This is a genomic window from Acinetobacter sp. AOR12_HL (genome assembly GCF_027855275.1).
Taxonomy (GTDB): Bacteria; Pseudomonadota; Gammaproteobacteria; order Pseudomonadales; family Moraxellaceae; genus Acinetobacter; species Acinetobacter baumannii.
This window is the reverse complement of the sequence record NZ_JAKTIJ010000011.1, coordinates 1-11076: the sequence shown is the minus strand read 5'-3', so window position 1 is coordinate 11076 and position 11076 is coordinate 1. Positions and strand designations below refer to the sequence as shown.

Genomic DNA, 11076 nt, shown 5'->3' with positions numbered 1-11076 from the left:
AGAGGTGGATCAGGAAATTTGAACAACACTTATAAGTGATATTTTGCTCCCCAAATGATGTTATAAACATCAATATATGGAGTATTTTATGGCACGTAGACCAAGAAGAAATCATTCAAATGATTTTAAAGCTAAGGTAGCACTTGCTGCGATTAAAGCAGAAAAAACACTTGCTGAATTGAGTGCTGAATTTGATGTTCATCAAAACCAAATTATCGACTGGAAAAATCAACTGATTTCAGCTTCCTCGCAAGCTTTCGATCAATCAAAAGCTCCAACAGAACCACCCATCGATCTAAAAAAACTACATGCAAAAATCGGTGAGCAGGCATTAGAAATTGATTTTTTAGAAGGTGTGTTGAAGAAACTGGGCCGCTTCAACCACAAAAGTTAATCGATGACTCACTTCAGATTTCAGTATCTAAGCAAGCTCAGCTGCTGAAAGTCTCCCGTGGTTGTTATTACTATCGCCCAAAACCTGTGAGTGCATCAGATCTGAAGCTGATGCGGTGTATGGATGAGTTACATATGCAATACCCTTTTGCAGGTAGCCGTATGATGCGTGATTTGTTGAATCGTCAAGGACATCATATAGGACGACGTCATACACGTACTTTAATGAAGAAAATGGGCATTAATGCGTTATATTGCAAACCAAATTTAAGCCAGGCTAATCAAGCTCACCGCAAATATCCATATCTGCTCAAAGGATTGGCTATTCAGCGCAGTAATCAAGTGTGGTCTACGGATATAACGTATATCCCTATGGCAAAAGGCTTTGTTTATTTATGTGCTGTGATTGATTGGCATAGCCGCAAGGTACTTGCGCATAGAGTATCGATTAGTATGGAGGTTACATTTTGCATAGAAACATTAAATGAAGCTATTGAAAAATATGGTCGACCTGAAATATTTAATACAGACCAAGGCAGTCAGTTTACCAGTGATGCATTTATTGATGTATTGAAATCAAATGACATCCAAATCAGCATGGATGGTAAAGGTCGATGGGTTGATAATGTGATGGTTGAACGATTATGGCGGAGCGTTAAATATGAAGAGGTGTATCTCAAAGCCTACAGCAATGTTTTGGATGCGAAGAAGCAATTAAACGCATATTTTGAATTTTATAATTTGAAACGACCTCATTCGAGTCTGGACAAAATGACTCCAGATGAGTTTTACTATGACCAGCTACCACAACAAAATAAGGTAGCTTAACTAGAGCAGAGTATCACTTATAAATAAGCTTTTAGTTGTTCAAACATGTGGGACCACCTCTCTAGCGCCGTCAACATGATCACGGGAGTCTGAGCTTTTTGGCGTATTTTATTTAATACTTCCCAACCGTTTAATTCGGGTAATTTAATATCAAGTAAGATTAAATCGATGGGCTGGCTAGCGTGCAATTCAATCGCTTGCTTTCCATTCATGGCCCGAATAACACTCATGCCTTCACGTTTTAAATAATTTTCAATAATGTCGCCAATATCGTAGTCATCTTCTACCACAAGAATAATTTTATCTTGGCAATCAAAAGAAAAAGAATGATCAAACATAGAAAATCTGGCTATAGAAAGTGCTTAAACTCATCATACGCTAAATTATCGGTATTTCTCCACACTTACTCCACACTTTAGTGATTATCCCTACACACTCATCAAAAATAATACGAACATCAAAAACTCACTAGGTTTGGACAGTATGCAAAAGCATCTTTTACTTCCTTTATTTTTATCTATTGGGCTGATATTACAGGGGTGTGATTCAAAAGAAGTCGCTCAAGCTGAGCCACCACCGGCTAAAGTCAGTGTATTAAGCATTCAACCGCAATCGGTAAATTTTAGTGAAAATCTTCCTGCACGAGTACATGCGTTCCGTACGGCGGAAATCCGTCCGCAAGTCGGAGGTATCATTGAAAAGGTTCTATTTAAACAAGGTAGTGAAGTTAGAGCAGGGCAAGCCTTATATAAAATTAATTCCGAGACTTTTGAGGCTGATGTAAATAGCAATAGAGCTTCTCTCAATAAAGCTGAAGCTGAGGTGGCAAGACTCAAAGTTCAGTTAGAACGTTATGAGCAGCTATTACCAAGTAATGCAATTAGTAAGCAAGAAGTAAGTAATGCTCAAGCTCAGTATCGTCAGGCTCTAGCCGATGTCGCTCAAATGAAAGCATTGCTGGCCAGACAAAACTTGAATCTGCAATATGCAACAGTTCGAGCGCCTATTTCTGGGCGTATTGGGCAATCTTTTGTCACTGAAGGTGCATTGGTCGGTCAGGGCGATACCAATACGATGGCAACCATTCAACAGATTGATAAAGTCTATGTTGATGTAAAGCAATCAGTTAGTGAGTATGAGCGCTTACAAGCTGCGCTACAAAGTGGTGAATTATCAGCAAATAGTGACAAAACCGTTCGTATTACCAATAGTCACGGGCAACCTTATAACGTCACAGCAAAAATGTTGTTTGAAGATATTAATGTTGACCCGGAAACGGGCGATGTCACATTCCGTATTGAAGTTAATAACACTGAACGAAAATTACTTCCGGGCATGTATGTGCGTGTCAATATTGATCGTGCTTCTATTCCTCAAGCGCTATTGGTTCCGGCGCAAGCGATCCAACGTAATATCAGTGGCGAGCCTCAAGTATATGTCATCAATGCCCAAGGGGCAGCGGAAATTCGTCCTATCGAAATTGGACAGCAATATGAGCAGTTCTATATCGCTAACAAAGGCTTGAAAGTCGGTGACAAAGTCGTTGTTGAAGGTATTGAGCGTATTAAGCCAAATCAAAAATTGGCATTGGCAGCATGGAAAGCACCAACCGTCGCAAATCATGCTTCAAGTGTAGAAACCAAAACTTCTATAGCTGAGGGGGCGCAACCATGATGTCACAATTTTTTATTCGTCGTCCCGTTTTTGCTTGGGTTATCGCGATCTTCATTATTATATTTGGATTGCTGAGTATTCCTAAACTGCCAATTGCACGTTTTCCAAGTGTGGCCCCGCCACAGGTGAATATTAGTGCGACTTATCCTGGTGCTACAGCTAAAACCATTAACGATAGCGTTGTAACCTTAATTGAGCGCGAATTATCGGGTGTAAAAAATCTACTCTACTATAGTGCGACAACAGATACCTCCGGTACAGCAGAGATTACCGCTACGTTTAAACCGGGCACAGATGTGGAAATGGCTCAGGTCGACGTTCAAAATAAAATCAAGGCTGTAGAAGCTCGCTTACCGCAAGTCGTACGTCAGCAAGGTTTACAGGTTGAGGCTTCATCGTCCGGATTTTTAATGCTGGTCGGGATTAACTCTCCAAATAATCAATATTCCGAAGTTGATTTGAGTGATTATTTGGTTCGAAATGTTGTAGAAGAGCTAAAACGTGTCGAAGGTGTAGGGAAGGTTCAATCTTTCGGTGCAGAGAAAGCTATGCGTATTTGGGTCGACCCGAATAAGCTTGTTTCTTACGGTTTATCGATTAGCGATGTGAATAATGCCATTCGTGAAAATAATGTCGAAATTGCACCCGGCCGACTTGGTGATTTACCAGCTGAAAAAGGCCAGCTCATTACTATTCCATTGTCTGCTCAAGGGCAATTGTCTAGTCTCGAGCAATTTAAAAATATCAGCTTAAAAAGTAAAACTAACGGTAGCGTAATTAAGTTATCTGATGTTGCCAATGTAGAAATAGGCTCACAGGCATATAACTTTGCCATTTTGGAAAATGGTAAGCCTGCTACCGCGGCAGCAATTCAGTTAAGCCCGGGTGCTAACGCCGTGAAAACTGCCGAAGGTGTTCGATCAAAAATTGAAGAATTGAAGTTAAATTTACCGGAAGGCATGGAGTTTAGTATTCCTTACGACACCGCGCCATTTGTCAAAATTTCAATTGAAAAGGTAATTCATACATTACTTGAAGCCATGGTTCTGGTTTTCATTGTGATGTATCTGTTTTTACATAATGTCCGCTATACGCTTATTCCAGCGATTGTGGCCCCTATTGCCTTACTCGGTACTTTTACCGTGATGTTGCTTGCCGGCTTTTCAATTAACGTACTCACCATGTTCGGTATGGTACTTGCCATCGGGATTATTGTCGACGATGCCATTGTCGTGGTTGAAAACGTAGAAAGGATTATGGCGACAGAAGGATTATCGCCTAAAGATGCAACCTCTAAAGCAATGAAAGAGATTACCAGCCCGATTATTGGTATTACGCTGGTATTGGCGGCAGTATTTTTACCTATGGCATTTGCGAGTGGTTCTGTAGGGGTAATCTATAAACAGTTTACCTTGACCATGTCGGTATCTATTTTATTTTCAGCGCTATTGGCACTCATTTTAACACCGGCACTTTGTGCCACGATCTTAAAGCCAATCGATGGGCATCATCAAAAAAAGGGCTTCTTTGCATGGTTTGACCGTAGTTTCGATAAAGTCACTAAAAAGTATGAATTGATGCTGCTTAAAATCATCAAACATACAGTTCCAATGATGGTGATCTTTTTAGTAATTACCGGTATTACCTTTGCCGGAATGAAATATTGGCCAACAGCATTTATGCCAGAGGAAGATCAAGGCTGGTTCATGACTTCATTCCAACTACCTTCAGATGCAACTGCAGAGCGTACTCGGAACGTAGTCAATCAATTTGAAAATAATTTGAAAGACAACCCCGATGTAAAAAGTAATACCACCATTTTGGGATGGGGTTTTAGTGGCGCAGGACAAAACGTAGCTGTGGCTTTTACGACACTTAAAGATTTCAAAGAGCGGACTAGCTCTGCATCTAAGATGACAAGCGCCGTTAATACTTCTATGGCGAACAGTACGGAAGGTGAGACCATGGCCGTATTACCACCCGCTATTGATGAGTTAGGTACTTTTTCAGGTTTCAGTTTACGTTTACAAGACCGCGCTAACTTAGGTATGCCTGCTTTACTGGCTGCTCAAGATGAACTTATGGCAATGGCAGCCAAGAATAAAAAGTTCTATATGGTTTGGAATGAAGGGTTGCCACAAGGTGACAATATTTCTTTAAAAATTGACCGTGAAAAGCTTAGTGCACTTGGTGTTAAGTTTTCTGATGTTTCAGACATCATTTCTACATCAATGGGTTCAATGTATATCAATGACTTCCCTAATCAAGGACGTATGCAACAAGTCATTGTACAAGTTGAGGCTAAATCACGTATGCAATTGAAAGATATATTGAATCTGAAGGTCATGGGTTCAAGCGGTCAATTAGTCTCGTTATCAGAAGTTGTAACGCCACAATGGAATAAGGCACCACAACAATATAATCGTTATAACGGACGACCATCTTTGAGTATTGCTGGTATTCCTAACTTCGATACGTCATCGGGTGAAGCAATGCGTGAAATGGAACAACTGATTGCGAAATTACCGAAAGGTATTGGCTACGAGTGGACAGGTATTTCCTTACAGGAAAAGCAGTCTGAATCACAAATGGCCTTTTTACTTGGTTTATCCATGTTAGTGGTTTTCCTTGTCTTGGCTGCACTCTATGAAAGCTGGGCAATTCCACTTTCTGTGATGCTGGTTGTGCCACTCGGTATTTTTGGAGCAATCATTGCCATTATGTCTAGAGGGTTAATGAATGATGTGTTCTTCAAAATCGGGCTAATTACCATTATTGGTCTATCGGCAAAGAATGCAATTTTGATTGTTGAATTTGCGAAAATGCTGAAAGAAGAAGGCATGAGTTTGATTGAAGCCACTGTTGCCGCAGCCAAACTTCGCTTACGGCCAATTCTGATGACATCACTTGCATTTACGTGTGGTGTAATTCCTTTGGTGATTGCCTCAGGTGCAAGTTCAGAAACTCAACATGCTTTAGGCACAGGGGTTTTTGGTGGCATGATTTCAGCCACCATTCTGGCTATTTTCTTTGTTCCCGTATTCTTTATTTTCATTCTGGGTGCAGTAGAAAAGCTATTTTCCTCTAAGAAAAAAATCTCTTCCTAAATTCAATGCATCAGAGGGAATACTAAATTTCCTCTGATGCATTTTTACTGATCTGAATGAGAGAATATTACTAACTAATAAATGTCAGCCATTTGTGGTCTTTTGGGTTTTAAATTTATATAAAAAGTCAGACTAGCCTATATTTTTTACAGCTCTAAATATTTTTTCAAATAATAACCTGTTAAAGATTTTTCTGCTGAAAGTAAACCGCTAACAGTTCCTGAGAATACCAATTCACCACCTTTGTCACCCGCCAAAGGACCAATATCAACAATCCAGTCTGCTTGACTTATGATGTCTAAGTTGTGTTCAATCACAATGATTGTGTTGCCTTTCTCAACTAAGTTATTTAATAAACTAATTAGTTTTTCAGTATCAGAAGGGTGTAGTCCTGTACTCGGTTCATCCAATACAAAAATATTATCTGTTTCATTAATTTGTTTTGTGAGTTTTAACCTTTGACGCTCACCACCCGAAAATGTATTTAAGCGTTGGCCAATTGCAATGTAGTCTAGCCCCAAACTCATCAAAGAATTAAATTGTTGCTGTAAAATTCGATCTTCAAAAAAGTTGCTTGCTTCTGCAACCGTCATTTTTAAAATTTCAGCAATATTTTTATCTTTATAAAGATATTTTAAAACTTCAGGTGCATATCCAGAACCATGACAAACATCACATGTCATTTCAATATCATCTAAAAATGCAAGTTCAACCCTTTCGATACCAGATCCTTTACATTGAGGGCAAGCACCTTCACTATTAAAACTAAAGAGCTTGGCACTTACTTTATTTGTTTTTGCAAATAGCTGACGAATCGGATCAAGAAGGTCAAGATAGGTCAATAAATTTGAGCGAATACTTGCAGTAATTGCAGATTGATCAACAACTTTTGTTTCAGGATATTGTTGTGGTAATACTTTACTTATTAATGTGCTTTTTCCTGAACCAGCGACTCCTGTAATAACGGTTAGACAGTTCTTAGGAATGTCGACATCAATATTTTTTAAATTGAATAAATGAGCATTTTTAATTGAAATCCATTCATTGCCCATACGTGGTTCTTTCTTATAGGTATTTGGCCTTCTAAAAAACGCACCTGTTAAACCTGATGAATTTTTTAATTCTTCAAAAGTTCCTTGGTAAATAATTTCACCGCCGTTGATACCAGAAAGAGGCCCCATATCAACGACATGATCAGCTGTCCTAATAAGATCAGGATCATGCTCAACCAATAAAACACTATTTCCCTTATCTCTAATTTTTTGAATAATTTTAATAATATTATCTAAATCTTTGGGGTGCAGGCCAATACTTGGTTCATCAAAAATATAGAGTAGGTCAACCAGACTATTACCCAAATGTTTAACCATTTTAATTCGTTGTGATTCTCCTCCCGACAATGTATTGCTGACACGGTTAAGGTTTAAATAGCTGAGTCCAACGAGATTTAAGTTATTGAGTTTATTTTTTATTTCGTGCAAAACGGTTTCAAATTTTTCACTTTTTATCGATTCGAGAAACTCTAAAAGCCTTGATACGGATAGGGCCGTACATTCCGCAATATTTTTACCGTTAATCTTACAAGATAAGGATTTTTGATTTAGCCGTTGTCCCTTACATAAGGAGCATTCTTTGATTGTAATAATTCGCTCAAGTTTATTTCTATAACGATTTCTTTCCTGTGCTTCACCTTTTAAAAAGTTACGCTCAAATATGGGAATTAGTCCTTCATAAAGTGCGGTTTTTCTCCATTTACTTGTCGGGTTTAAAGGCTTGTGCTGAGGAGCATACAAAAATAAGTCCCATTCTTTTTCACTATAATCTTTTAATTTTTTATCTAAATCAAAGTAACCTGAATCTGCATATCGCGTCCAACGCCATGCTGTAGGTTGATAAGTAGGGAAGTCTATAGCACCTTCTTCATTTAAGGATTTATCTAAATCTAATATTTTGTAAATATCAATTGTTTGCTCGATTCCAATACCTTCGCATTGTGGACACATGCCATTTGGGTGATTAAAAGAAAAGACATTGGAATATCCAACAAACGGCTCACCCATACGTGAAAATAACAAGCGAAGATTGGCATAAATATCTGTAATTGTTGCAACAGTTGAGCGAATATTGCCCGTTAAAGGTTTTTGATTAATAATCACAGGTACATTTAAATTTTCAATTTTATCAACGTCAGTAACACCAAAATGTTGCAAGCGATTACGTACAAAACTATCTTGAGTTTCATTAATTTGTCTTTGAGCTTCTGCGCCAATAGTCTCGAAAACTAAAGAAGATTTACCTGAACCAGAGACTCCAGTAAAGACAACGATTTTATGTTTAGGAATCTTCAATGAAATATTTTTAAGGTTATTTTGTCTGGCACCATAAATATTTATTGTTCTTTTAGTCATGTGTGATCACTTGAAATCAAAGATTTAGCGTAAAGATAAGGTAAAATTGATGAGAAGGATGTATATGTTTCTTAAGAAAATAGTTTAAATATTTAACTTATAAGCCTTTTCCATATATCAATAAGCAATAAGGGCACTGAAGAACAAGTTTTATGAATAAACACATTGTATAAAGTTCATGTTGTCAGATTTTGCTAACAGATTAAATTAGATTAATAGGGTTAAGGTTGACCCAAACAAGTAATAGAGAATTTCTTAAATTTGTTATGAATTAAATTAAATAAAGTTTTGCTGCATGTCTAGGGGTGAACTTATACCTAATCAATTTGTGGTGGATTACAGTAAAGGTCAAATGTAGCTAGAGCAACAACACAGAGTAAGCAAAGCCTTATATATGGTAGGTTTCCAAATCTTTTATTTAACATAATATACATTATACGTCATGTTATATATGTAAGCCTTTGATACTATTAAGCTTTTATATCAGTCGCTTTCTTTTCCTCAACCTGCAACGGCTTACCGTCACCAGTAGTCTTATAAAAAATGTTGCGGTCCATCGCTGTCATTTCGATTGGTAAATAGATTTCACGACCTTTGTACGACAAATAAAAATCTTTCATGTGGTGATGATCTTCAACAACTTTAACGTTCTGTGAACATGGAACCCACTGATCGAGACCTTTGTCATAGCGTTGTGATTCAAAGATTAAACGCATGTTTAATCCTTTCTCATTTGTAGTTAAATCAACGTTAAGTAGCTTTGCTTTGAAAATAATTTGAGACATAAATATGATCCTTATGCGATGCGTAATTCACGCTGATTAAAAGTAGAAATTGGTTCAACAAAGTTGCTAGGTACTTGATTTTCGAAATTAATTTCGACAAGTTTAAGAAATGGAATAATGTTGGATTTAGACTCAACATGTAGATTCTGCAAGAATGCTTTTGAGTAACCCGCAGCAATTAAATCAGCCATATATTGGTAATACTGACGCTCACCATAACGTGTCTTCATAACCTCATAACCATTCATTTCTAATGCGCAGTAAAAATTGAAGACATTACGAGCCTTAGTAAAACTTTGACGGCCTTTAGGTGTCACAGTTCCAAAAACATTACAGAGATTTTTAAATACAGTATCGTGGTCAGTAGCTTTCATGGCTGTACCCTCTAGGGCTTTAAATAACTGAGCGTTTGCTTTAATCCAGATATCACGTAAAAAATTAGGGTTAGAGCGTTGATAACGAATAAGTTCAAATAAATTAGTCGGAATACCGAGTTCTTTCATAACGTAGGCTTTAATGCCTGTTTCAAATCGCAAGAGACCTTTAACCCACTGCTGTAAATCTGGATCTGACATAACAGCTACAACACGTTGAGCACATTTATCATTTGCCTTAGCAAGCTTAATTTGCTCTTCAAGTTGAGACTGAAATTCAGCAGATTTACCGTAAACTTTACGGGCAAAACGTTTACAACGTTCAGAACCATAATAGTTAGTATTCTTATAGGTAACTTGCTTAGTCGATTTACGGATATGTTGAGTAGTTACATTGCGTAAAAAGTCAATAGCATCAGCAACTTGGTTATCATCACGTAAGCGTGCTGAATAAGTTGCATCTAACTGTTTAACTTCCGTCTCACCAATGGCCAACATACCGTAAAGTGTAGGATGCGATTCAGCTAAATAGCCGAGCATTTCAAGCGCACCCTGCTCTATCCAATCCGTTCCATACACATTATGTCCTTGAAGAATCTTCGCAGGACTAGCTTTAAGCTCAACATAAGGATAAGTACGACCTTCATGGAAAAACTTAAAAGCCATCTTCGTGTAAGAAGTCGGAAGTTTAGAATATGCATGATTTAGAACTTGATGTTTAACGTTCCCATCTTCGTCTTTGTATACATCATAAGAGCCAACTCTTAACCCAAGGTCCAGTAAATCAAAACCAAATACACAGTACCGACCTTCGCTATCAATATCGACTAGCGAAGCATCAACTGGTATGTGCATCACGATTTTGTCTAACATTTCCCCACCATGTAAACATGCATGCATAAATGCAATGCGAAGAATTTACCACAGTGATACACGCATGCACAATACATGCATGCAAAAATACATGTATCATTTTCTACATTCTAAAATTTGGGAAAATTGGGAATGGTACAAAGCGTTAGGCTTAACGACAAAGAGCAAGAAGAGCTTAGAAAGAAAGCTGTCGAACTTAACAAAGTTTTAATTGCTAAAGGTCAACAACCTATTCGAGATAGTGAGTTAGTTCACATTCTAATAGAAAACGGACTAGATCTTGTAGAGATTAGTAACAGCGGTAAGTTACACATACCAAAATAAGAAAAAACTCCCAAATTCGGGAGTTAAGTCCACACTAGAATCAGAAAAAGTGCAAAATTCCGCAGTTAAGTCCACACTAGAGAAGGTGGACTTTTTTACCCTCAGACACCAAAAAATATTCAGAAAGGTCAGGCGCGACAAGTCGCTGCCCGCCCTTTCCTCTCCCTCCAGTTCGCATAATGAAGATTGATGTTAAATGCCTGCAAGTGCAGGCAAAAGCATAGCATCATTGACAAAAAAGCTAATTCCAAATTAATGAAATTAGCTTATTTATCAATGACTAAGGCAAGTAACATAATCTAGTTATTAT

Annotated in this window: 8 protein-coding genes; 4 read left to right on the top strand and 4 right to left on the bottom strand. The window is 37.8% G+C overall.

Annotation, left to right across the window (positions count from 1 at the left end):
- Window positions 1-76: 76 nt before the first annotated feature.
- Window positions 77-1221, top strand: a protein-coding gene (locus tag MKL36_RS04285; protein ID WP_085944219.1) for an IS3 family transposase whose coding sequence is annotated in 2 segments (ribosomal slippage) — window positions 77-341 and window positions 341-1221 — 1146 coding nt in all. Because the reading frame shifts where the segments join, the coding sequence is not laid out codon by codon here.
- 17 nt (window positions 1222-1238) lie between these two features.
- Here MKL36_RS04285 and MKL36_RS04280 read toward each other — a convergent pair.
- Window positions 1239-1559 (bottom strand): response regulator, encoded by a 321-nt coding sequence (locus MKL36_RS04280; RefSeq protein ID WP_270908981.1) that lies wholly within the window; start codon window positions 1557-1559, stop codon window positions 1239-1241.
- Window positions 1560-1704: 145 nt separating this feature from the next.
- Here MKL36_RS04280 and adeA point away from each other — a divergent pair, with 145 nt between their 5' ends.
- Both adeA and adeB read left to right on the top strand, forming a co-directional pair.
- Window positions 1705-2895, top strand: coding sequence for a multidrug efflux RND transporter periplasmic adaptor subunit AdeA (adeA, locus tag MKL36_RS04275; RefSeq protein ID WP_021510664.1), 1191 nt, complete (start codon window positions 1705-1707; stop codon window positions 2893-2895).
- Window positions 2892-6002: a multidrug efflux RND transporter permease subunit AdeB gene (gene adeB, locus MKL36_RS04270; RefSeq protein WP_021510663.1), complete on the top strand. Its 3111-nt coding sequence runs from the start codon at window positions 2892-2894 to the stop codon at window positions 6000-6002. The genes adeA and adeB overlap by 4 nt, the downstream gene beginning before the upstream one ends.
- 146 nt (window positions 6003-6148) lie before the next feature.
- Here adeB and MKL36_RS04265 read toward each other — a convergent pair whose 3' ends face one another.
- From MKL36_RS04265 to MKL36_RS04255, 3 genes are all read right to left on the bottom strand, one after another.
- Window positions 6149-8410, bottom strand: coding sequence for an ATP-binding cassette domain-containing protein (locus MKL36_RS04265; protein ID WP_021510662.1), 2262 nt, complete (start codon window positions 8408-8410; stop codon window positions 6149-6151).
- 470 nt (window positions 8411-8880) lie between these two features.
- Complete coding sequence (locus MKL36_RS04260) at window positions 8881-9195, bottom strand: hypothetical protein (protein WP_021511259.1); 315 nt, start codon at window positions 9193-9195, stop codon at window positions 8881-8883.
- Window positions 9196-9206: 11 nt separating this feature from the next.
- The gene (locus MKL36_RS04255) at window positions 9207-10442 is read right to left on the bottom strand and encodes a phage/plasmid replication protein, II/X family (RefSeq protein WP_021511258.1); all 1236 of its coding nucleotides are present in this window, start codon (window positions 10440-10442) and stop codon (window positions 9207-9209) included.
- 132 nt (window positions 10443-10574) lie between these two features.
- Between MKL36_RS04255 and MKL36_RS04250 the strand changes: the two genes are divergently transcribed.
- Complete coding sequence (locus MKL36_RS04250; protein WP_021511257.1) at window positions 10575-10766, top strand: hypothetical protein; 192 nt, start codon at window positions 10575-10577, stop codon at window positions 10764-10766.
- Window positions 10767-11076: the final 310 nt, after the last annotated feature.